Annotated in this window: 19 protein-coding genes, 1 pseudogene and 1 other annotated feature; of the genes and pseudogenes, 17 read left to right on the top strand and 3 right to left on the bottom strand. The window is 37.9% G+C overall.

Translation table 11 applies throughout. The features are described 5' to 3' along the window. Positions 1 to 30: 30 nt before the first annotated feature. The 5 genes and pseudogenes from ezrA (at position 31) to HMPREF2634_RS01275 (ending at position 4,971) form a co-directional block, all read left to right on the top strand. A complete protein-coding gene (gene ezrA, locus HMPREF2634_RS01290) occupies positions 31 to 1,755 on the top strand; it encodes a septation ring formation regulator EzrA (protein WP_021001490.1) in 1,725 nt (574 codons plus the stop codon). A 500-nt stretch (positions 1,756 to 2,255) separates the two neighbouring features. Continuing rightward, positions 2,256 to 2,861: a C39 family peptidase gene (locus tag HMPREF2634_RS01285; RefSeq protein WP_021001491.1), complete on the top strand. Its 606-nt coding sequence runs from the start codon at positions 2,256 to 2,258 to the stop codon at positions 2,859 to 2,861. Beyond that, positions 2,830 to 3,552, top strand: a complete 723-nt coding sequence (locus HMPREF2634_RS01280) for a hypothetical protein (RefSeq protein ID WP_142350288.1) — start codon at positions 2,830 to 2,832, stop codon at positions 3,550 to 3,552. The genes HMPREF2634_RS01285 and HMPREF2634_RS01280 overlap by 32 nt, the downstream gene beginning before the upstream one ends. A 297-nt stretch (positions 3,553 to 3,849) precedes the next feature. After that, positions 3,850 to 4,002: a hypothetical protein gene (locus tag HMPREF2634_RS10070; protein WP_172964232.1), complete on the top strand. Its 153-nt coding sequence runs from the start codon at positions 3,850 to 3,852 to the stop codon at positions 4,000 to 4,002. Positions 4,003 to 4,020: 18 nt separating this feature from the next. After that, positions 4,021 to 4,971 (top strand): annotated as a pseudogene (locus HMPREF2634_RS01275) (C39 family peptidase). A gap of 568 nt (positions 4,972 to 5,539) precedes the next feature. Here HMPREF2634_RS01275 and HMPREF2634_RS01270 read toward each other — a convergent pair. Continuing rightward, a complete protein-coding gene (locus tag HMPREF2634_RS01270; RefSeq protein ID WP_041784004.1) occupies positions 5,540 to 6,553 on the bottom strand; it encodes a lactonase family protein in 1,014 nt (337 codons plus the stop codon). Positions 6,554 to 6,904: 351 nt separating this feature from the next. Here HMPREF2634_RS01270 and HMPREF2634_RS01265 point away from each other — a divergent pair, with 351 nt between their 5' ends. From HMPREF2634_RS01265 to budA, 6 genes are all read left to right on the top strand, one after another. Further along, a complete protein-coding gene (locus HMPREF2634_RS01265; RefSeq protein WP_003025323.1) occupies positions 6,905 to 7,561 on the top strand; it encodes a response regulator transcription factor in 657 nt (218 codons plus the stop codon). Further along, a complete protein-coding gene (locus HMPREF2634_RS01260; protein WP_003025321.1) occupies positions 7,558 to 8,934 on the top strand; it encodes a sensor histidine kinase in 1,377 nt (458 codons plus the stop codon). The genes HMPREF2634_RS01265 and HMPREF2634_RS01260 overlap by 4 nt, the downstream gene beginning before the upstream one ends. A gap of 149 nt (positions 8,935 to 9,083) precedes the next feature. Next, positions 9,084 to 10,262 (top strand): AI-2E family transporter, encoded by a 1,179-nt coding sequence (locus HMPREF2634_RS01255; protein WP_003025319.1) that lies wholly within the window; start codon positions 9,084 to 9,086, stop codon positions 10,260 to 10,262. Continuing rightward, entirely contained in the window at positions 10,249 to 11,478 is a 1,230-nt protein-coding gene (locus HMPREF2634_RS01250; protein WP_041784101.1) for a tetratricopeptide repeat protein, read from the top strand. Before HMPREF2634_RS01255 ends, HMPREF2634_RS01250 begins: the two co-directional genes overlap by 14 nt. A gap of 82 nt (positions 11,479 to 11,560) precedes the next feature. Further along, positions 11,561 to 13,225: an acetolactate synthase AlsS gene (gene alsS, locus HMPREF2634_RS01245; RefSeq protein WP_021001495.1), complete on the top strand. Its 1,665-nt coding sequence runs from the start codon at positions 11,561 to 11,563 to the stop codon at positions 13,223 to 13,225. A 92-nt stretch (positions 13,226 to 13,317) separates the two neighbouring features. Further along, positions 13,318 to 14,037 carry an acetolactate decarboxylase gene (gene budA / locus HMPREF2634_RS01240; protein ID WP_021001496.1) on the top strand — a complete coding sequence of 240 codons (720 nt, stop codon included), beginning with the start codon at positions 13,318 to 13,320 and terminating at the stop codon, positions 14,035 to 14,037. A 442-nt stretch (positions 14,038 to 14,479) separates the two neighbouring features. On the opposite strand, the gene fbp62 is transcribed toward budA, so the two are convergent. Next, positions 14,480 to 16,129 (bottom strand): Rqc2 family fibronectin-binding protein Fbp62, encoded by a 1,650-nt coding sequence (gene fbp62 / locus HMPREF2634_RS01235; RefSeq protein WP_021001497.1) that lies wholly within the window; start codon positions 16,127 to 16,129, stop codon positions 14,480 to 14,482. Positions 16,130 to 16,247: 118 nt separating this feature from the next. Continuing rightward, positions 16,248 to 16,484 (top strand) — a binding site (T-box leader). A gap of 131 nt (positions 16,485 to 16,615) precedes the next feature. Between fbp62 and trpX the strand changes: the two genes are divergently transcribed. Genes trpX through HMPREF2634_RS01220 form a run of 3 tightly spaced genes read left to right on the top strand, consistent with a single transcriptional unit; the run spans position 16,616 to position 19,284 of the window. Continuing rightward, positions 16,616 to 17,620: a tryptophan ABC transporter substrate-binding protein gene (gene trpX / locus HMPREF2634_RS01230; protein ID WP_021001498.1), complete on the top strand. Its 1,005-nt coding sequence runs from the start codon at positions 16,616 to 16,618 to the stop codon at positions 17,618 to 17,620. A gap of 42 nt (positions 17,621 to 17,662) precedes the next feature. Beyond that, entirely contained in the window at positions 17,663 to 18,529 is an 867-nt protein-coding gene (locus HMPREF2634_RS01225) for an ABC transporter permease (RefSeq protein WP_021001499.1), read from the top strand. Further along, positions 18,526 to 19,284, top strand: a complete 759-nt coding sequence (locus HMPREF2634_RS01220; RefSeq protein ID WP_003025306.1) for an ABC transporter ATP-binding protein — start codon at positions 18,526 to 18,528, stop codon at positions 19,282 to 19,284. Before HMPREF2634_RS01225 ends, HMPREF2634_RS01220 begins: the two co-directional genes overlap by 4 nt. A gap of 15 nt (positions 19,285 to 19,299) precedes the next feature. Here the strand turns inward: HMPREF2634_RS01220 and HMPREF2634_RS01215 are convergent, their stop codons facing one another. Then, positions 19,300 to 19,641 carry a hypothetical protein gene (locus HMPREF2634_RS01215; protein ID WP_003028044.1) on the bottom strand — a complete coding sequence of 114 codons (342 nt, stop codon included), beginning with the start codon at positions 19,639 to 19,641 and terminating at the stop codon, positions 19,300 to 19,302. Positions 19,642 to 19,728: 87 nt separating this feature from the next. Here HMPREF2634_RS01215 and HMPREF2634_RS01210 point away from each other — a divergent pair, with 87 nt between their 5' ends. The 3 genes from HMPREF2634_RS01210 (at position 19,729) to HMPREF2634_RS01200 (ending at position 22,248) form a co-directional block, all read left to right on the top strand. Beyond that, positions 19,729 to 19,941, top strand: coding sequence for a YdbC family protein (locus HMPREF2634_RS01210; protein ID WP_003025304.1), 213 nt, complete (start codon positions 19,729 to 19,731; stop codon positions 19,939 to 19,941). Between the two features lie 202 nt (positions 19,942 to 20,143). Continuing rightward, complete coding sequence (locus HMPREF2634_RS01205; protein WP_021001500.1) at positions 20,144 to 21,037, top strand: ABC transporter ATP-binding protein; 894 nt, start codon at positions 20,144 to 20,146, stop codon at positions 21,035 to 21,037. Further along, entirely contained in the window at positions 21,034 to 22,248 is a 1,215-nt protein-coding gene (locus HMPREF2634_RS01200) for an ABC transporter permease (RefSeq protein WP_057489605.1), read from the top strand. The genes HMPREF2634_RS01205 and HMPREF2634_RS01200 overlap by 4 nt, the downstream gene beginning before the upstream one ends. Positions 22,249 to 22,303 lie beyond the last annotated feature (55 nt).

Below are 22,303 nucleotides of genomic sequence, written 5' to 3'. Positions count from 1 at the left end.
TTTTCAAGTAATATTTTGAAGGAGTTTTACATGTCTAACGGACTAATCATACTAATCATAGTGATAGCAGTTCTCTTGATTGTTGCTTACATAACTGCTGTCTTATTAAGAAAAAGAAATGATGCCTTGCTTGCTAAGTTAGAAGATCGCAAAGAAGAACTTTATAATCTTCCTGTAAATGATGAAGTAGAAGCGGTTAAAAACATGCATTTGATTGGACAAAGTCAAGTGGCTTTTCGTGAATGGAATCAAAAATGGGTTGACCTTTCTTTAAATTCTTTTGCAGACATCGAAAACAACCTCTTTGAAACAGAAGGTTACAATAATTCGTTTCGGTTTCTAAAAGCAAAGCATGGTATTGATAAAATCGAGAGTCAAATTGACTTGATTGAAGAAGATATTACTGCTATTCGCAATGCACTTGCTGAATTAGAAAAGCAAGAATCTAAAAATAGTGGTCGTGTCTTGCATGCTTTGGATTTATTTGAAAAGTTGCAAGTGTCTGTGGCAAATGATACAGAAAGTTATGGCTCAGCACTTCCTGAGATTGAAAAACAATTAGAGAAAATTCAATCTGAATTCTCTCAATTTGTAACCTTGAATTCATCGGGAGACCCTGTTGAAGCAGCAGAAATTTTAGATAAAACAGAAGATCATATCCTTGCTTTAACGCATATTGTGGAAAAAATCCCAGAGCTTGTATCAGAATTAGATCAAAAGTTACCAGAACAGTTGGAAGATTTGGAGTCTGGTCATCGCAAATTACTGGAATCCGGTTATCACTTTATTGAAACTGATATTGAATCACGCTTCCAACAGCTGCATACTAGTTTGAAACGTAACAGTGAAAACATTGCTAGTTTGGAATTAGACAATGCACAATATGAAAATACGCAAATCCAAGAAGAAATGGATGCTTTATATGACATGTTTAACCGTGAAATCAAGTCACATAAAGTAGTTGTCAAATTAGTCAATAGTTTACCAGGTTATTTAGGTCATACAAAAGAAAACAATCAAAATCTTTTGACAGAGATTGCCCGCCTTTCAAAATTGTATCTCTTGACAGAAAGCGATACGAATCATGTTCGTCGCCTTCAAAGTGAACTTTCGAGTTTAGATGATGTTGTTTTAGAAGCTATTGAAGATTCTTCAGAAAGAAAACAAGCTTATTCTGTTCTTCAAGAAAATCTTGAAACAATTCAAAAACGCGTGAAAGAAATTGAAGATGAGCAGTTAGTACTGAGTGAAAAATTGGCTAAAATTGAAAAAGATGATGCCAATGCTCGACAAAAAGTCAATATTTATATCAACAAACTGCATACAATTAAACGTTATATGGAAAAACGCAATCTGCCAGGTATTCCACGGAACTTCCTGACCATTTTCTTTACTGCAAGTGATAACACGGAAAGCTTAGTGGCAGAATTGGAGCAGTATCGTGTCAATATTGAATCGGTGAATCGTATGCTGGAAATTTTGACAAATGATATGAATGAGCTTGAAAATGAAACCTATCGAATTGTTGAAAATGCAACGTTGACAGAACAATTATTACAGTATTCGAATCGCTATCGTTCATTTGATGAAGGTGTACAAACTGCTTTCGACCGTGCATTAGAAATTTTTGAGAATGATTTTGATTATCAAGCTTCATTTGAAGAAATCTCACAAGCATTGGATGTAGTAGAGCCCGGTGTAACCAATCGTTTTGTTACATCGTATGAAAAAACACGAGAAAATATCCGATTTTAAATTGAAAAGTTATACAAATAAAGAGAAGGTTTATTTCCTTCTCTTTATTTGTATTATATGAAAATACGATTGTTCTATTCCTTTTTATAAGAAAATTACGTGGATCCTCAATGGATAAATGTATAGGTGTTTTTTAATTCTTTACTTTCGGATCAGTCAAAAAGTAGGCAATGTTTTTTTAAGTAGCCCAGAATAATGGTAGCAATTTGTGAACTGATTTTATAGAAAGCTTTTTCTGTTCAATGCTCATTTGAATGTCATTACGGTCTGAGAGGGTTAAATGTTTGTATTTTAGTTTAATAAGTCCTACTAATGTTTTGCACTATTTTGTCATTTCAATCTAACTCTTATTTGTGATGAAAACTGGAGGTGACTTTAAGAAATTACCATTGAATTTGACATTGGATATTTATACATAATTAGTTGACAAATTAAAAGAAAAACATTAAAATTAAAGTGTAAGCGGATGCATTTGTTTAATAAAAATAAAGGAGTAAAAAGTGGTTAATGGAGGTGTTGATTTGTTAACACCTTCAGAATACCCTCCTCTTGAGATAGGCTCAGGAACAAATACGTTGAAAGCAAAGCCACAACAAGTTATTTTAAATATACCATTCCAAACACAGATTAATGATTATTACTGTGGACCAGCATCGGCTTCTATGATTGTTAGGTCATTAGGATATAATAAAAGCCAACATCAAATGGCTGCACTATTGGGGACTACAACCAATGGTACTAATGCTGGTAATGGAGTAGCCAATGCATTGAATGCTGTTGTAGCTGGTTCAAGATATAGATTTAATTGGGAGTGGCACACCTATACACAAATTAATAAAATGAAAAATCATATTACAGAGGCACTGAGTTGGGGAAATCCAGTTATGGTAAATACAATGGAAAGCCCTGGGGATGTGTATCTTCAAGGTCATAATATCGGAACAGCTTTGTATCATTTTGGTGTTATAGGAGACTATTTTGATAACGGGAACTCGGTTACATATGTTGACCCAGGATATGGAAGATATGGTGGTTTTGTTATGAACCAACGAGTTACGATTCGAAATATGAGCTATGCAACTGGTGGCCGTGGTTATGCATGGTAATAGTTTAGTTAGAATTTATCCCCTCTTTTTGATTTACATTGTTCTTCTTCTTTTAACAGGTTGTTCAAATAGGGATAATGCGAGTTTATCAAGTAATTCAACTGAGACAAAAACTAACCAGATTTCAGATGCAACAGCATTTAAAACTGTTGCATCTGAAGAATTATTGAAACCTTCTATAAAAATTTCTTATCCTGAAGGGGTATATTTCACTCCTACCTATCTTACAGATGATTCACTAGTCATAGGTGAAGCGTATGATATGAATAATCAAAGTGAAAATTATTTGGCAGTTCTAAACATTAAAGATAGAAGTTTTAAAAAAATAAAATATGTGGATAAAACATCGGAAATAGTAACTATTATTGTTAATTATGCCGATAAAGATTACATTATTTTTGAGGAATTTGATCAAGTAAATCGTAAATCAATATATTTTATCTTTAATTTACGTGAGGGTGACTATAAAATCATTCATTCAGTTTTAAATGTAAATCCTATTCATTATACGCAAATAGCGAGACAGGGTAATAAATTATATATGAATATGTTTTATAAGTCTGATATTTATAGAACGTATTCCTTTGATTTATTGTCTGGAAACATGAAAGTAATTGAAAAAGAAAATAGTAGTCACCCAATTTATTTTAATGGGAATGTATATTATATTTTAATAGATAACAGTCATTAAATTACCAAGATAATTAAATATAATGAACATGACGAATTAAAAAAAGAAGTCAAGGAATTATCTAGGAAAGATAACTTTTATAATGGGCTTTTTTCTAATGATAAAAATGTTATTATATCCGAATATAAACTTGGAATAAACTATTTATCTTTAGGAAATATAGAAACAGAAAAACAATTCTTTTCTTCCAATTGGATTGAAACTCTTGATTATAAAGGAAATTATATTACATTTTTAGGCGATAGAATTGATAAAGATAGGGTTAGACCACAATATTATTTATTTGATCTTAAAAAAATGATTAATTACAACTATGATGATGGGATTATTCTATTATCAAAAACAGGTATTTTCTGGGTTGATTTTTTAAAGGATGAAAAAGAAATTGAGAAGGGACAAATTTTCACCAATGACAATTCTGTAATGAGATACCTCGCCTTTGATGAATAAAAGAAAGGGGTGACAAGCATGAAAAAGAATATTGGAATGCTAGTGTGTTTGCTGTCAATCATAGCACTAGCTGCTTGTGCTAGTAGTCAAAATTCTTCACCTTCCTCCAAAAACAATAGCACGTCTTCCTCGAAAGTTTCTGAGCAATCTAAGTCTAAAAATAAGACAGATGCTACAAAGGGGTCAACTGTAGATTCTAGTAAAAAATCAGAAAGTTCTGATAAAGAACAGAGTTCGGTAGCGTCCTCACAGTCTAGCAGTGACCCGCAAACAAGTCCAACACAAGGCGGGGAGTCAGGAGAAGTCAAACCAAGTGAGAGGGTGGAGGAAAATCCTCCGATGGACCCTAGTGTTGCAGCGGGGCTGTTGATTTAAAAAGGTATGCAAGGCAGTCAGGTTCAGGCTGTGGGAGGGCAGAGAGTGCGGTTAAATGTACCTCTCATTATCCAGCGTTATTGGAATTACTGCGCTCCGGCAACAGTTTCCATGATGTTAGCTAGTAGAGGGATAAATGTTGATCAGGCTCAATTAGCTAATGAAATGGGAACAGATGAATCTTTCGGGACACATAACAGCAATGCGATAAGAGTTTTGAATAGATATATGTTTGGCTATGATGCTCCTTATGGCAATCAGGCGGGATATAGATTGGCCACAGTGACAAATCCAAGTTCTGATTCAGAAGATATGAGGTTATTCAAGCAGCGTCTGATTCAAAATATCAATGACGGTTATCCAATGTATTATACTTTTGATAATTCAAAAATGTATCCCGGCAGAAGCGGTGAGCACAATGTTATCGGAGTAGGCTATGTGCTAACAGCAGATGGGGCAGATGTTGCCTATGTATATTATTTGGATCCGTCTTATATGGTTCAGGATCCTGTTTATGGAGGCTTGAAGATAGTTAGTCCTGAAGAACTGCTAAATGCCATGGTTACTTGCATGGAGCCCAATTATGGGTGGTAGCAAAAATTATGGGCAGAGCATTCGTTAGATAGACGAAAGGAAACGACACCTCTAAAGTTAGATTTTGATGTCTAGTCTAGCTTTAGAGGTGTTTTTTCTATAAATAATATAGTTTGTATTTTGCAGTGTATTCCCTTTCTAGGGCAAAGAATCTGTCAAAGTAGGTTAAATTTTAATTCCTAAAAAGTTGCTTATCAGTTTATTTTGGTCTTCTTCAAACAAGTTTAATTTTTTATTCGTTTAAGATATTTTCTCAAGTGATTTTTCATATAATTTTGAATCAGATAAATCACTTGTTCATGCAGACAATCTTATTTATTGTAATTTTAATTGTTTTTGAGAAATGTTCAATAACTTGATCTTATAAACTTATAACCAATGCCTTTCAAATTTTCTTCTACTTATATTGAATGAAAATCTCAGATTTCAGCAGGAATGCGTTTTTTATTTTAGGAATTATATAACAGTCTACACCAATCACAATATGTAGTTTTTTAAAACATGATTTTTGTAAATTTGACAACTATACTGTGCAATTGTGTAAATAGGTATGTAATCCCCTTATTTTTTAATGAGTAAAAGCAACACAAACGCCTTCCGGGACAAAGAAATCATGTGAGATTTCTGTTAGTTTTCCTGTTTCTGGGTCGCGTTTGAGGACAGTGGCATTGTCTGAGTCCTGATGAACTGCAATAATATACTGTTGATCTGGTGTAATATTAAAATCTCGTGGATTTTTTCCGTTAGTTGGAACAATTTCTACAAGTTCAAGAGTTCCGTCTCCTACCACTTTGTAAACAGCAATTGAATTATGCCCACGATTAGAACCGTAAAGGAACCGACCATCTGTAGATAAACGAATAGCAGCTGTTCCATTAAATTCTGAAAAGTCTTCTGGTAAGGTTGAAATAGTTTGTAGGCGTTCAAATTGACCATCACCATCATAAATTAAAACTTCAATGGTAGAGTTTAATTCACAAATAAGATAAGCGATTTTGTAATGAGGATGAAATACGATATGACGTGGACCAGCACCAGATGTCGCGTGATAGGTATCTAATCGGATTAACCGACCATAATCACTAATGTCATATGTAATGACTTCGTCAGTCCCTAAATCACACGTAACCAGATACTTATCGGGTGTTAAATCTGCAAAATGCACATGAGCAGCAGCTTGGTTTTCATGAGGACCGTAGCCGATATGAACATCAGAATCAACTAATTTAAGGCTGCCATTTTCTTGTCGTCTATAAACTAAGACTTGCCCCTTATGATAGTTTGCTCCGTAGACAAGACTTCTTGTTTCATCGACACTCACATAGCAGAGAGGAGCTCCCTCAGCTACAACATGGTTGAGTAATTGGAATGTTTTATTGTAAGCTGCAATACCTCCTTCCCCATATTCAGCTCCGACAGAGTACAGGTGATGCTGCTTGTCAAAAGCTAAATACGTAGGATTTGGCTCTTTTACAATAAGTGTTAAATTTGCCAGTTCTCCTGTGCTAGTATCAAAATCAGCTTTGTAAATTCCTTCTGAGCTACGACGTGTATAAGTTCCAAAATAAACTGTTTGTGTCATCATTCACCTCGAAATATTTGATACTTTTATTATAACACAAAAAGAAATGAAATGGTTTTCACAAATGAAAGCTGCTGTCAGTTTTATAATGAAAAAATAGATAAAAAATAGATTCGAGATAGGATGGGAACAGATAACTTTGATACAATAAAAATAGATTTGTGGGTGTTTGTGCTAACAATTATGGTTGTCTGTTTGACTTCTGAAAAATGTTTAGTTTTTTGGAAGAAAGTTTTTATCCTACATCACGGTTCAATCTTTGTAAGTTCACTATTTTGTTGTATAATAAAAGTAATCTTTACATTGATTAGCAGTCATTTAATTTTATATCTATATTTTAAGGAGTAAGAAATGCATAAGATTTTAGTAGTAGAAGATGACACTACGATTAATCAAGTGATTTGTGAATTTTTGAAAGAAAATCATTATGAGGTGACACCAGTTTTTGACGGGGCAGAAGCCCTACGTGAATTTGAGGAAAAATCGTTTGACCTCATCATTTTGGACGTTATGTTGCCCTCTATGAGCGGTTTGGATGTGTTGAAGGAAATCCGGAAGACGTCGCAGGTACCAGTTATGATGTTAACTGCACTAGATGATGAATATACTCAGCTGGTCAGCTTTAATCACCTTATCAGTGATTATGTTACCAAACCATTTTCGCCACTTATTTTGATGAAACGCATTGAAAATATTTTCCGGAGTACTGTGACAGAATCAGAGATTGTCGTTGGAGACTTACGTGTTTCAATTGACGATTGTACAGTTTATTGGCAAGAAGAGAAAATGTCTCCTACTAAAAAAGAATATGAAATTATCCAAGCTTTAGCTAAAAGAAAAAATCATTTGGTGACTCGGGATCAATTGATGAATACAATTTGGGGTTATAGCGAACTGGATAGTCGTGTATTGGACAATCATGTGAAGAATATTCGCAAAAAAATTCCAGGAATTCCTCTTAAAACCATTACTGGTATGGGCTATCAACTTGGAGGAGAAGAAGAGTGAGAATTGCTAAAAAGCATTTTCTTTTGACAGGAACAATAATTTTTATTGTCGTGACAACGGTTTTAACAACACTCTATTTTGTGATGCCTGTTTATTATGAGCAAGTCAAGCATCGAGAAGCTAAAAGTGAGTTCTTTCAGATTGCTCAGCAAGTTCAAGGAAAACCGTCAGATGATATAGGAAAGCTTTTAAGTGACTACAATCGAAAGAATACACGCGTCTGGTTTAGTATATTAGATGCGAAAGGAAAACTTATTTATCCACATATTGATTTAGCTAATGAAAAGGGAGAATTCCAATTAACAATTTTACCTTCTGACATGAGTTTGAATAATCAAACTAAAAGTATGAGCAAGAAGATAAGAACGGCAGAAGGGACCACATTGACCTTACGTGGGGAATATTCGCTCCAACCAATATCGGATGCTACTTACGTGTTGTTAAGTCTTTATCCTTATATCTTATTCTTTTCGTTAACGTTAGGTGGTATAGTGGCTTTTCTTTATAGTCGATTTGCAACCAAACGCATTACAGATATTTCAGAGAGCACGCGAAAAATGGCAACTCTTTCTCCAGATGTGGCTTGTCCTGTCAAAGGGCGAGATGAAATTTCCACTCTCGCTCAAGATATTAACAGTCTGTATAACAATCTTTTGACAAGTATTGAAGCGCTGCGATTGGAAAATGAGAAAGTTGCTGAAAGTGAACGTGAGAAAGCAGAATTTCTACGGATGACTTCTCATGAGCTGAAAACGCCGATTACCAGCATGATGGGAATTGTGGATGGTATGATTTACGGTGTTGGTGACTTCAAAGATAAAGATAAATACCTGCATAAATGTCGTGAAATTTTGGAAGAGCAATCAAAACTTGTACAGTCTATCTTGGCAATTTCTAAGATTGAAATGCGAATAGAAGCTGAAGAAGAGGACTTTTCACTTAATCAGCTCTTGGAGGAAAACTTGAGCAGCTATAAGATGTTAGCTGATGTGAAAGGCTATCAATTTACTGTACAGTTAGAAGAGCTTCAAGTGCATGGCAACAAGACTTATTTGCTGAAAGCTATTAAAAATTTACTAGATAATGCTTTCCATTATACCTTAGCCGGCGGAGAGATTCTTTTAATGATTAAAGACAGTCAGTTAATCATTGAAAATGATGCAGAACATGTGTTGGATGAACAGCAAATCCAGCAAATATTTCAGCCATTTTATCGTCCGGATTACAGTCGTAACCGCAAAGATGGTGGAACAGGTCTGGGACTCTTTATCGTGCAACAGATTTTGGAAAATCATCATTTGCGCTATCGCTTTGAAGCTGTTGATGACAAACGAATGCGATTTACAATTTTTTTCTCAGATAAAGAAAGCTAAAAGTGGGAATCCGTTCATGAATTGAATGGATGACCGCTTTTTGTGTTTGACTCGGGCGCAAGAAGGAAATTCATAAAGGACTACCCTTTCTTCAAGAATTTTTTAGTGAAAAATGCTACAATGAGATAAATAAAGAAAAGGATGTCTGTATGGAACACAAAAAGAAGGATTTCAGCCTATCATGGTTTTTTCGGTGGTTTTTAGACAATAAGGCAATCACTGTTTTTTTGGTGACCTTATTGTTGGGGTTGAATATTTTTGTATTAAGCAAAATTAGTTTTATTTTTATTCCTGTTCTAGAATTTATCGGAGTTATCATGCTGCCGGTGATTTTAGCAGGGCTTTTGTATTATCTCTTAAATCCAATTGTAGATTTTATGGAGAAACATAAGATCAATCGTTTGGTCGCGATTACGATTGTCTTTATCTTAATTGCTTTGCTCTTGATTTGGGGATTGGCTGTGGCAATTCCAAGTTTGCAGCATCAGATTGTCAGCTTTGCCAAGAATTTACCAGCTAATTTGCAAAAGTCGAATAAAATAATTCAGGATTTTTTGGAAAATCGAATTTCTGATGATGTCAAGCCTCAATTAGAAGAGATTGTGAATAATTTTTCAGTTCAAGTGACGACTTGGGCAAGTAATTTTTCATCGAAAGCAGTGAATTGGGTAAGCACATTGATTAGTACGGCTTCGCAAGTGATTGTAGCCATTATCATCATGCCTTTTATCCTTTTTTATCTTTTGCGAGATGGAAAAAACTTAAAATCTTATTTGACAAAATTCATGCCAACTAAGTTTCGTGAACCAGTCGGACAAATTTTGACAGATGTCAATACGCAGCTTGCCAATTACGTTCGTGGGCAAGTAACTGTAGCTATTATCGTAGCGATAATGTTCATCATTTTCTTTAAAGTAATCGGGCTTCGCTATGCAGTGACACTTGGGGTGACGGCAGGGATTTTAAATTTGATTCCTTATTTGGGAAGTTTTCTAGCTATGCTGCCGGCTCTTGTTCTGGGTTTAATTGCTGGACCAATTATGCTCTTGAAAGTCATTGTGGTCTTTATTGTAGAGCAAACGATTGAAGGGCGGTTTGTGTCGCCATTAATTCTCGGTAGCCAATTGAACATTCATCCAATCAATGTTCTTTTTGTCCTTTTGACAGCGGGATCTATGTTTGGTATCTGGGGCGTTTTACTGGGAATTCCCGTTTATGCGTCTGCAAAAGTTGTGATTGCTGCTATTTTTAAATGGTATAAGAAAGTCAGCGGCTTGTATGAAGAAGAATTGGTAGATGAAACAGGAGAAGAAATTGAACAACAGTGAGAAAATGATCGCTTCTTTGCAAAAGCAGGATTTGGCGCATGCCAATAAATATTTTGAAAGAGCTCTAACAAATGATACAGAGGAAGAATTACTTGAATTAGCCGACTACTTAGAAAGTATCGGCTTTTTCCCTCAAGCGAAGCGAATTTATGAAAAATTAGCTCCTCATTATCCAGAAGCTTATATTAGTTTGGCACAGATTGCTAGTGAAGATGGACAAGTGGAAGAATCGTTTGCTTATCTGGAAGAAATTACTTCTGATAATGACTGGTATGTGACAGCACTCTTAGTCAAAGCTGATCTCTATCAAATGGAAGGCTTGCCAGATGTTGCAAGGGAAAAATTAGCCGAGGCAAAGCAATTGTCTGACGAGCCGTTAGTGACTTTTGGCTTGGCTGAAATAGATTTTGAATTGGGACATTTCAATCAAGCTATTAAAGAGTATGCTAGCTTAGACAATCGCCTGATTTATGAGCAGACGGGTGTTTCTACTTATCAGCGGATTGGCGTTTCCTATGCAAGTTTGGGGAAATTTGAAGTGGCGATTGAATTTTTGGAAAAAGCTTTAGAGATTGAATACGATGATGCTGTAGCCTTTGAATTAGCGACTATTTTATATGACCAGAAAGAATATCAAAAAGCTAATCTATACTTTAAGCAAATTGATACGATTTCACCGGAATTTGAAGGTTATGAGTATGGTTATGCTTTGTCGCTTCATGCAGAACATCAGACAGAAGAAGCATTACGCCTTACGCAGCAGGGCTTGTCGAAAAATCCATTTGATACACGTCTTTTGTTGCTAGCTTCGCAGCTTTCTTATGAGTTGCACGATGAGCGAAAGGCAGAAGATTACCTTTTGAAAGCAAAAGATAATGCGGAAGACTTGGAAGAAATTGCATTGCGTTTGTCTAATCTTTACTTAGAGCAAGAGCGTTTTGATGAAGTTTTGAAATTTGAGGAGCAAGATATAGACAATGTACTGACTAAGTGGAATATTGCGCGTGCCTATCAGGCTTTGGAACAGACAACAGCAGCTTTGGAGCGATATCGACTGTTGCTCTCGGATTTAAAGGAAAATCCAGAATTTTTAGAGCAATATATTTATCTACTTCGTGAAATGGGAGATTTTGAAGAAGCAAAACACCAAGCAGAGCATTATCTTCACTTGGTTCCAGATGATGTGGAGATGCAGGAATTGTACAATAGTTTGTAAAAAGAGTAACAAGCACAATCCTATAAGACGCATGGGAATTATGATATAATGATGAGCGTGATATTCAGGAAGGACGAAGAAAATGACTGAAAAATTTGGTGCGGATTTGATTGTGGATAGTTTAATCAATCACAAGGTAGATTATGTATTTGGGATTCCCGGTGCAAAGATTGACCGTGTGTTTGATACCTTAGAGGATAAAGGTCCACAACTTATCGTTGCTCGTCATGAACAAAATGCTGCTTTTATGGCGCAAGGAATTGGGCGGATTACAGGAGAGCCGGGTGTCGTGATTGCAACGAGTGGACCAGGTGCTTCAAACTTAGCAACGGGTTTGGTTACTGCGACTGCAGAAGGTGACCCAGTGCTGGCTTTGGCTGGTCAGGTTAAACGAGCTGATCTTCTCAAACGCGCTCACCAATCTATGGACAATGCTGCACTATTTAAGCCGATTACTAAGTATTCAGTCGAAGTGCAAGACGGCAATACTCTTTCAGAAATCATTGCCAATGCGTATCGTCATGCCAAGTCAGGAATGCCGGGAGCAAGTTTCATTTCCATTCCGCAGGATGTGGTGGATAGTCAAGTGCAAGTGAAAGCGATTAAACCGTTGACGGATCCGCAGTTGGGGTCAAGCTCGGTAGCTGACATCAACTACCTAGCGCAAGCGATTAAAAATGCTGTGTTGCCCGTTCTTCTCTTGGGGAATGGTGCTTCAAGTGCCAAAGTGACGGCTTCTATTCGTCAGTTATTGGAGCAAGTACAGTTGCCTGTGGTGGAAACTTTCCAAGGTGCTGGAATTGTTTCACGTGGTTTGGAAGAAGCTACGTTCTTTGGACGTGTGGGTCTGTTTCGCAATCAGCCGGGGGATATGCTTCTGAAAAAATCTGACCTAGTCATCGCTATCGGCTATGATCCGATTGAGTATGAAGCACGCAACTGGAATGCTGAAATTTCTGCCCGCGTCATTGTGATTGACGTAGAGCCAGCAGAGATTGATACCTACTTCCAACCGGAGCGGGAGCTGATTGGAGATATTGCAAATACTTTGGATTTATTGCTGCCAGCGATCAACGGTTATCAATTACCAGAAGGGTCGCGGGAATATCTGCAAGTGCTGCGAGATAAAATGGACGGTGATGTGAAATTTGACCGTAGCCAAACTGAAAAAGGTCGCCTGCACCCGCTGGATATTGTTGAAGTCTTGCAGGAAAATACGACAGACGACATGACAGTTACTGTCGATGTGGGTACGCATTATATTTGGATGGCGCGTTATTTCAAAAGCTATGAACCACGGCATCTGCTTTTTTCAAATGGGATGCAAACGCTAGGTGTAGCATTGCCTTGGGCAATTTCAGCAGCCTTGGTTCGTCCTAACACCAAGATTATTTCTGTGTCTGGAGACGGTGGCTTCCTCTTTTCGGCTCAGGAGCTAGAGACAGCGGTTCGCCTGCACTTGCCAATTGTTCATCTCATTTGGAACGATGGTCATTATAATATGGTGGAATTCCAAGAAGAAATGAAATACGGTCGCTCATCTGGAGTGGACTTCGGACCTGTTGATTTTGTCAAATATGCAGAGAGTTTTGGGGCGAAAGGATTCCGAGCAACCTCTCCAGCAGAATTGACACAGCTGCTGCAAAAAGCCCTAAAGGAAAGTGGACCGGTTATCATTGATGTACCAGTGGATTACAAGGGCAGCAGTACACTAGGAGAAACGATTTTACCAGATGAGTTTTATTAAAGGAAAAGTGGGAAAGAACTCGAAATTTTAAAAGGGTTCGTTTTTCCACTGTTTTTTCAAGGAAAGATAGTAAACATTGTCTAGGAGGAGAAATGGCAGAGCTTGTAACATTATTTCACTACAATACTTTGGGAGCTTTAATGGCGGGGCTTTACAAAGGAACGATGACGATTGGAGAATTGCTTCAACATGGAGATTTAGGGATTGGTACTTTAGACTCTATTGACGGAGAGCTGATTGTGCTTGACGGTAAGGCTTATCAAGCCAAGGGAATAGGAGCAAGTCCTGAAGTGATAGAAGTTTCAACAGATAGGACGGTTCCTTATGCTGCAGTGGCTTTTCACAGAGAAGAAGCGTGTTTTCGTCAGGACGTTGAGCTGACTGATGAAGCGTTGAAGAAGCGCATAGAAGCTAGCTATGTCGGGGAAAATCTTTTTCGCTCAATTAAGATTCATGGTGAATTTAGCAGCATGCACGTGCGAATGGCTCCAAAATCCTCTCCGGGAAAGAGGTTTGCAGAAATCGCAGCTCATCAGCCGGAGTATCATGCAGAACACATTTCAGGAACGATTGTTGGCTTTTGGACGCCGGAGCTGTTTCACGGCGTCAGCGTAGCTGGTTATCATCTTCATTTTCTATCTGATGACCACCAATTCGGTGGACATGTCATGGATTTTGTCATGAAAAATGGAGAGGTTGAAATCGGAACGATTGCAGCATTGGAGCAGCGTTTTCCTGTTCAAGACCAAGAGTTTCTCTCTGCCAAATTGAATGTGGCAGAGCTAAAGGAAGATATTGAGAAATCGGAATAAAAGGCGGCGGGGTAGGTTTAAGAGACTTACATACACCTTAAATAGTCTGAAATAGAATACAAAGGTTGGAATTCAGTTTCCAACCTTGTTTAGGTCTGTCTCTCTGGTCGACGGAGAGAATGAGAACTGGTTTAATCTGTCGTCTCGGTCGACGGAGAGAATGGGAATTAGTTTAAACTGCCGCCCACGTCGACGACCTATCTAAGAACTGGTTCACTCCGTCTGAGGGTCGGATAGTTTGCCTAAGAACTGCTTCACTCCGTCCGAGGGTCAGATAGTTTGCCTGAGAACTGATTCACTTCGTCCGAGGTTCGGATAGTTTGCCAGAAAAGTGCTTCACTTCGTCCGAGGTTCGGACAGCCTGCCTGAGAATTAGTTTGCTTCATCCGAGGGTCGGCCGTACGAAGAGTCGTCAGAAAAAGGTGCCGATTAGCGGACACCTTTACATTTTCATGGATTTAATTTTGGCTTCATCAGGAGTAACGCGTAGGGTCTTTTGCCCCGTGTAGGTTACAAAACCAGGTTTACCACCTGTTGGCTTGTTAAGTTTTTTGACTTCAATCATATCCACCTGAACAAGATTGGACAATCTCGCCTTAGAAAAGTATGCTGCCAATTCCGCAGCATCTGTCTTGACCTCATCGCTTGGTTGCAGGTTTCCTGTTATGACCACATGGCTGCCGGGAATATCCTTGGCATGAAACCAGAGTTCTTCTTTTTTCGCCATTTTAAAGGTCAACTCATCATTTTGCAGATTGTTTCGTCCAACCAGAATAATTGTCTGTCCATCAGTAGATAAATATTTCTCAGGTTTTTTTCGTTTTTGGATCTTTTCACGCTGACGCCGGCGAATAAAACCGGTCTGAATCAATTCTTCATGAATTTCAGCAATTTCTGTCAAGTTAGCTTGTGACAGGGCGGTTTCCACACTTTCCAAATATTGAATGGTTTCTTTAGTTTCTTCAATCAGTCCCGTTAAATGCTTGACTGCTTCTTTCAGCTTTTGGTATTTCTTAAAATAGCGCTGAGCATTTTGGTTAGGGGTCAAAGCTTTATCCAACACAATAGTAATTTTCTCGCTTGTGTAGTAATTGTCCAGTTCTACTTGGTCTTGATTGTTTGGAACTTGGTGCAAAAAAGTAGTGAGGAGTTCTCCCTTTTGTCGAAATTCTTCCGCATTTTCAGTCGCGACCAGTTCTTGCTCTTGTTTCGTTAATTTTTTACGATTTTTTTCTAATTCATTCTCCACTCGATGAATCAGTTCGCTGGCTTGTTGATTAACGCGATCGCGCTCTGCCTTATCTTGATAGAAAGCATCTAACAATTGTGATAAACTAGGAAATTCTTTCTGACTATCCGCAAAGAGAATGGGGGTAAATGACTTGCTAGTCAGGGTTGCCTGAGTGGAGCTAGTGAAGAAGGCGCGGAAGATTTTTAACTTATCACTTGTTAAGCGCTGACTGAGTTCGGCTGCTGTATCTCGCCCCAATCCTTGAAATAGCTTTTGTAAAGAACGAGCCGATAAATCCTCTGTCTGGAGAATTTCAAATAACTTTCCATCAGAAATCGTAAACGGATTGCGACTGCCTGTTTGAGGTGGAGTGACATAGGTTGAGCCCGGCAGAATCGTGCGATAACTATTTTGAGAAAAGCCAACATGTTTAATAGCTTCAATAATATTGCCGCTTGCCTTATCCATTAGGATGATATTGCTGTGTTTGCCCATGATTTCGATGACTAGAGTTGCTGCCACGCTATCTCCAATTTCATTTTTGTTGGAGACAGAAATTTCTAAAACTCGATCATTATCAATCTGTTCAATGCTTTCAATCGTGGCGCCTTGCAAGTATTTCCGCATGACCATAATGAATGTATTAGGCACTGCGGGATTTTCAAAGCTGGTATTGGTTAGTTGAATGCGACCAAAAACAGGGTGAGCGGATAAGAGTAATTTGTGATTTTGCCGCTTGCTGCGGATTTGCAGCACTAATTCCTGCTCAAAAGGTTGGTTGATTTTTTGAATACGACCATATAGCAACTCTTGCCGCAATTCCTCTGTCATGTGGTGTAAAAAAAATCCGTCAAAGGACATGTTTTTCTCTCCTTGAATGATACTAAAGAAAATTATAACAAAAAATAGCAAGAAAAGGTTGGAAAATTATTGTCAGAAAAGTTTGACAAAATACTTGACTTTTGTTTCAGAAACATCTAAAATAATATCAAATTAGAAAAGTAATAAAATAGTTGTTGGCAGAGAGCTTGTGGTTGGTGAAAACAAGCAGCAGCGTTTTATGAAATTGGACTAATGGATAGAAGTTGAATTTGAAACGATAAAAATTCGGTGAGCACACCTTACAGTGCAACTTGTTGTTAGACAAGATAGAGATGTGGGAGAAGTCTATTATTTTTCCCATAATTGAGGTGGCACCGCGATTTACGCCCTCACACAGGATGAACTGTGTGTGGGTTTTTCTTTTATTATTTCAATCTCGTTAATGGAGGTAAAAATATGTTGAAACGATGGCGACTCTGGCTTTTACTCGAATAAAAATTAGAAAATACGAAATGGAGAACAGATATGAAAAACAAACGGTTAATGGGAATGATTGCTCTTTTAGTGGTATTAGTTGTCGGAGGCATTATTTATTCTAGTGTAAATGGCGAGAAAGCACCGAAGACAAACAATACAACCAAAACAGTAAAAGTTGGTGTGCTGCAATATGTCAGTCATCCGTCACTTGATTTGATTTATAAAGGGATTCAAGAAGGATTGGCGCAAGAAGGTTATAAAGGCAAGAAGATCAAAATTGACTTTATGAATGCAGAAGGTGACCAAAGTAAAGTGGCAACGATGAGCAAGCAATTAGTTGCCAATGGCAATGACGTGCTGATTGGAATCGCAACGCCTGCTGCTCAAGGTTTGGCTAGTGCAACGAAAGACAAGCCAATCGTCATGGGAGCAGTGACTGATCCAGTTGGGGCAAATTTAGTAAAGGATTTGAAAAAGCCGGGAGGCAACATTACAGGTGTGTCTGACCACAACCCAGCTCAACAGCAATTGGAGCTCATCAAACAATTAACACCGAATGTGAAAACAATCGGCGTCCTTTATTCAAGCAGTGAAGACAATTCAAAAACGCAGGTAGAAGAATTTACAGCTTTGGCTGAAAAAGCAGGCTATAAAGTGCTTCCTTATTCTGTACCTTCTACCAATGAGATTGCTTCAACCATGAATGTGATGACAGGAAAGGTAGATGCCATTTGGATTCCAATTGACAACACCATTGCTTCAGCTTTTTCAACAGTCGTTTCCAGCAATCAAACGGCTAAAAAACCAATCTATCCAAGTGCGACAGCTATGGTAGAAGAAGGTGGTCTGGGTTCAGTGGTTGTCGATCAAAAAGATCTTGGAGTGGCGACTGGAAAAATGACGGCGAAAATTTTGAAGGGCGCTAAACCAGCAGACACAGCTGTTGAAATCTTTGCTACTGGCAAATCAGTTGTGAACAAAAAAGTGGCTGCTCAGCTAGGAATAACAATTCCAGATGATGTTCTGAAAAAAGCAGGACAAGTCATTGAGTAATCCGATTATAAGAAACGATATTTTAAAAGTTAGGACAACAGTATGATTATTTCAATTGTCTCACAAGGACTTGTTTGGGCTATTTTGGGTTTGGGGATTTTTATGACTTTCCGCATTTTAAACTTCCCTGATATGACAACAGAGGGCTCTTTTCCATTGGGCGGAGCAGTAGCAGTTACGCTGATTAGTAAGGGAATCAATCCTTTTCTGGCAACTGCTGTTGCTATTCTGGCAGGCTGTCTGGCAGGCATGGTAACAGGGCTTCTCTATACTAAGGGGAAAATTCCTACTCTCCTTTCGGGAATTTTAGTCATGACTTCCTGCCATTCTATTATGCTTATGTTAATGGGGCGGGCTAATCTTGGACTTCTTGGAACGAAGCAAATTCAGGACTTTCTACCGTTTTCTGGCGAATTAAACAATCTTCTGACAGGATTGATTTTTGTCAGTTTGGTAATTGTAGCATTGCTTTTTTTTCTAGATACAAAATTGGGTCAAGCTTACATTGCCACGGGTGATAATCCTGATATGGCAAGGAGTTTTGGCATTCACACAGGACGAATGGAGTTAATGGGTCTGGTGCTGTCTAATGGTGTCATTGCCCTAGCTGGTGCCCTTATTGCCCAGCAGGAAGGTTATGCGGATGTCTCGCGCGGGATTGGTGTCATTGTTGTGGGGCTTGCCAGTCTCATTATCGGAGAGGTGCTTTTTACCAGCCTGACATTGGCAGAACGTTTACTAACGATTGTTGTCGGCTCTATTTTCTATCAATTCCTGATTTGGGGCGTGATTGCGCTTGGCTTTAATACCAGCTATCTTCGCCTTTATAGTGCGGTTATCTTGGCAATTTGTCTCATGATTCCGACTTTCAAAAATAAATTCTTTAAAGGAGTCAAGTTAAGCAAATGACAGCAATTGTAGAATTAAAAAACGCGACAAAAATTGTCAACACAGGTATTGAGGAAGAAAAAGTTATTTTAAATGATGTTTCACTGGATATTTTTGAGCATAACTTCATTACCATTTTAGGTGGAAATGGGGCAGGGAAATCCACGCTTTTCAATGTTATTGCAGGAACATTACCATTGACGAGTGGCAGCATTTATATTCTAGGTGAAAATGTGACCAGTTATTCACCAGAAAAACGGGCTAAGTATCTGTCACGCGTCTTTCAAGACCCAAAGATGGGAACAGCTCCGCGCATGACGGTGGCAGAAAACCTATTGATTGCTAAATTTCGTGGTGAAAAACGCCGTCTAGTGCCACGCCGTCTGAGCCATTATCGCAAAGAATTTCAGGAGACGATAGACAAAATCGGCAATGGTTTAGAAAAACACTTAGATACGCCGATTGAATTTCTCTCGGGTGGGCAAAGACAGGCTTTGAGTTTGTTGATGGCGACTCTCAAACGCCCTGAGCTGTTGCTTTTGGATGAACATACAGCAGCGCTTGACCCCAAAACCAGTGTGGCATTGATGAGTCTGACAGATGAATTTGTAAATCGTGATCAACTGACTGCTCTCATGATTACCCACCATATGGAAGATGCTCTCAAATATGGCAATCGCTTGATTGTCATGAAAGATGGACAAATTATCCAAGACTTACATCAAGAAGAGAAAGCGAAAATGACGATTGCGGATTATTACAGCTTATTTGAATAAAAAAATTCCAATCTCCTAGCTGAGGTTGGAATTTCTTTTTTGCGCTTCTCTGATAGTATTTGGAACCAGACGAATCCGCTTAATATCTGAAATACGAATAATCGTTGACATACTTTTCTGGAAGTTTTTAACAATCAATTGCTGACGCTCTTTGTCATATTTGACAATATCACCAGTAAAACTTTTATCTGAAAAAATGACATGCACACCTGATTTTTTTTGCAAAGCTGTTTCAATCGTCTGCAAAATATTGGCGTTGTCTTCCTCTATCTCTTGTGTATCCTTTTTGTAATTGATAAATTCACTTGCGCGCTCTAAAATCATTTCGAGAAATTTTTTCATAGCTAAATTCTCCATAACTTGTTACAATATATTATATAACAAACTCGCTAAAAAAGTAAATTTTTTACGAATAAATCAAGAAAGAAGAAAAAGGAGACAAAAATGTCAGAATTCAAATTTGAGATAGAAGAAAAGTTATTGGTGTTATCAGAAAATGATAAAGGCTGGACGAAAGAGCTGAATCGTGTGAGCTTCAATGGTGCGCCAGCCAAATACGATATCCGTAGTTGGAGTCCTGACCATACAAAAATGGGGAAAGGGATTACGCTCTCCAATGAAGAATTTCAAGTATTAGTGGATGCTTTTAAGGCTTAGTAAAGCGCAAATAGAATCAAGGTAAGAGAGTGAGAGGCAGTCAATCTATAAATGGCGGCTATTGATGACTCTCTTTTTGTTGTAAAAAAAAATAAGAAAATTTTACACAAAAACTTGAAAATCCGCTTTCAAAAGATTATACTATTAAATATAGAGAATCTATATATGCATATAGTAAACTTAGAATTTTAGGAGGTTTAGGATGCTTGAAATTCAAAATTTAGAAAAAAGTTTTGGGCAAAAACAAGTTCTATTTGGTGTTGATTTCAAAGCTGAATCAGGACAAATCCTTGGTCTGATTGGGAAGAACGGTGCTGGGAAAACAACGATTTTCCACAGCATTCTGCGTTTTTTAGAATACAGCGGAAACATTACATTTGATAAGCAACCAATTTCTCAGGAGACCTATCAGAAAATTGGTTATTTGCCAGAGGAGCGAAGTCTGATGCCTAAGTTGACTGTCTATGAGCAGGTGCGTTATTTGGCGAATTTAAAAGGTGTATCAAGTGCAGTTGTGAGAGAAAAATTGCCTCAGTGGATGGAACGATTGCAAGTTAAAGGAAAATTGACTGATAAAATCAAGAGCTTGTCTAAAGGTAATCAACAAAAGGTTCAGTTGATTATCACACTACTGCATGAACCAAACTTGATTATCCTAGACGAGCCATTTAGTGGTTTGGATCCTGTGAATACCGAGATTTTGAAACAGGTCATTATTGAGGAAAAAGAGCGTGGAGCAACGATTATTTTCTCTGACCATGTGATGACCGATGTGGAAGAATTGTGTGATGATGTTGTTATGATTCGTGATGGAAAAGTTATTTTAGATGGCAGCGTGCAGGAAGTTCGTAATCAGTACGGCAAAACGCGTCTCTTTGTGTCTAGCTCGCTGTCTCAAACTGAATTAGAAGAACTTCCTCACGTAAGTAAAGCCAATCTAACCAACCAAGGAACATGGCGATTGATATTAGATGACGAAGCAGCTGGTAAGGAATTGTTTGACTTGTTGACTAAAGGACAATATATTGAAACTTTTGACCAACAAGCTCCAACAATTGATGAAATCTTTAAGTTAGAATCAGGGGTGGAAGTATGAAACAGACTTTAATTGTTATCAAAGAAACCTATCTTCGTCATGTCAAGTCATGGAGTTTTGTCTTCATGGTTATTTCGCCTTTCATTTTTATCGGTCTGAGTATGGGAGTTGGTTATCTTTCCTCCATGTCAGGTAGTAATTCTAACCGTGTTGCAGTCGTAGTGGATAATCCTCAAGTCAAGGAAGCTCTGAAAGATACTAAGAATCTAGATTTCGATTATAAAAATAAAGCAGCAGCTAAGAAAGCTGTAAAAGATGGCGATGTTGGCGGATATTTGCTAGTATCAGAAGAAAAGGGGCAAATCAAGGCAACTTATTTTGCAGATACGAGCATGAGTAGTGCTACAAAAATTGAAATTACACAGAAACTGATGCAGTTGCAACAGGTTGCAAATATTAGCCAAGCTAATTTATCAGCTAATCAAGTGAAGCTACTTTCAAGAGCTATTGATTTCAAAGAAAAAATTGATGAGAAGAAAGAAGCGAAGAAGGCAACTCAAACGATTGTCGCAACAGCAATTGGTCTTGTACTTTATATGATTCTCATTGTTTACACAAGCTCAACTGCTCAAGAAATTGCAAGCGAAAAAGGAACCAAGATTATGGAGGTTATTTTCTCCAGTATCAAGGCTTCTGAATATTTCTATGGTCGAATGGCAGGGATTTTTGCAGTTATCTTGACCCATGTCAGCATTTATGTAATCGGTGCAGTGCTGTTGCTTGCTTTTTCAGACCAGATTTCTTTTGTAAAAGAATTCTTAAACGCCAATCCAAATCTGATGAAGCATTTGGGAGAAGCAATTTCCTTTAATACTATTGCTTTCATCACCTTGAGTGTCTTTATGTTTGTGGTCTTATCTGCCTTTTTAGGCTCAATGGTGACGAGAATTGAAGACGTTGGGAAAGCTGTTCAGCCTGTTGTGATGCTGATTATTTTGGGATTTTTGGGAGTGACGGCTCTTGGAAATGCTGGTGACACGATCTTGTTGAAAGTTGGTTCTTATATTCCGTTTATTTCGACCTTCTTTATGCCCTTCCGTGCGATTAACGGTTATGCAAATGGGCTAGAAGCTTGGATTTCATTTGCCATTGCCTTTGTCTTTACCTTAGGAATGACAGTTTATATCGGTCGGATTTACTCCAGTTTGATTTTGCAGACGGATGATATTGGCATTTGGAAGAGCTTCAAAAAAGCTTTAGCTTATCATTAAAAATAGTTCTCCACAAGTATTCTTGTGGGGATTTTTCTTGAAAAGGCATGCAGTC

This window comes from Streptococcus sp. HMSC034B03 (assembly GCF_001838575.1).
Lineage (GTDB): Bacteria > Bacillota > Bacilli > Lactobacillales > Streptococcaceae > Streptococcus > Streptococcus anginosus.
This window is presented reverse-complemented; position numbering and strand designations above follow the sequence as displayed.

Bases quoted from the DNA above. Each gene is read 5' to 3' on its own strand.
- fbp62 (WP_021001497.1), bottom strand. From the start codon at position 16,129: ATGTCCTTTGACGGATTTTTTTTACACCACATGACAGAGGAATTGCGG.
- HMPREF2634_RS01280 (WP_142350288.1), top strand. From the start codon at position 2,830: ATGCAACTGGTGGCCGTGGTTATGCATGGTAATAGTTTAGTTAGAATT.
- HMPREF2634_RS01255 (WP_003025319.1), top strand. From the start codon at position 9,084: ATGGAACACAAAAAGAAGGATTTCAGCCTATCATGGTTTTTTCGGTGG.
- trpX (WP_021001498.1), top strand. From the start codon at position 16,616: ATGAAAAACAAACGGTTAATGGGAATGATTGCTCTTTTAGTGGTATTA.
- HMPREF2634_RS10070 (WP_172964232.1), top strand. From the start codon at position 3,850: ATGATTAATTACAACTATGATGATGGGATTATTCTATTATCAAAAACA.
- HMPREF2634_RS01270 (WP_041784004.1), bottom strand. From the start codon at position 6,553: ATGACACAAACAGTTTATTTTGGAACTTATACACGTCGTAGCTCAGAA.
- alsS (WP_021001495.1), top strand. From the start codon at position 11,561: ATGACTGAAAAATTTGGTGCGGATTTGATTGTGGATAGTTTAATCAAT.
- HMPREF2634_RS01220 (WP_003025306.1), top strand. From the start codon at position 18,526: ATGACAGCAATTGTAGAATTAAAAAACGCGACAAAAATTGTCAACACA.
- budA (WP_021001496.1), top strand. From the start codon at position 13,318: ATGGCAGAGCTTGTAACATTATTTCACTACAATACTTTGGGAGCTTTA.
- HMPREF2634_RS01225 (WP_021001499.1), top strand. From the start codon at position 17,663: ATGATTATTTCAATTGTCTCACAAGGACTTGTTTGGGCTATTTTGGGT.
- HMPREF2634_RS01210 (WP_003025304.1), top strand. From the start codon at position 19,729: ATGTCAGAATTCAAATTTGAGATAGAAGAAAAGTTATTGGTGTTATCA.
- HMPREF2634_RS01265 (WP_003025323.1), top strand. From the start codon at position 6,905: ATGCATAAGATTTTAGTAGTAGAAGATGACACTACGATTAATCAAGTG.
- ezrA (WP_021001490.1), top strand. From the start codon at position 31: ATGTCTAACGGACTAATCATACTAATCATAGTGATAGCAGTTCTCTTG.
- HMPREF2634_RS01215 (WP_003028044.1), bottom strand. From the start codon at position 19,641: ATGGAGAATTTAGCTATGAAAAAATTTCTCGAAATGATTTTAGAGCGC.
- HMPREF2634_RS01200 (WP_057489605.1), top strand. From the start codon at position 21,034: ATGAAACAGACTTTAATTGTTATCAAAGAAACCTATCTTCGTCATGTC.
- HMPREF2634_RS01205 (WP_021001500.1), top strand. From the start codon at position 20,144: ATGCTTGAAATTCAAAATTTAGAAAAAAGTTTTGGGCAAAAACAAGTT.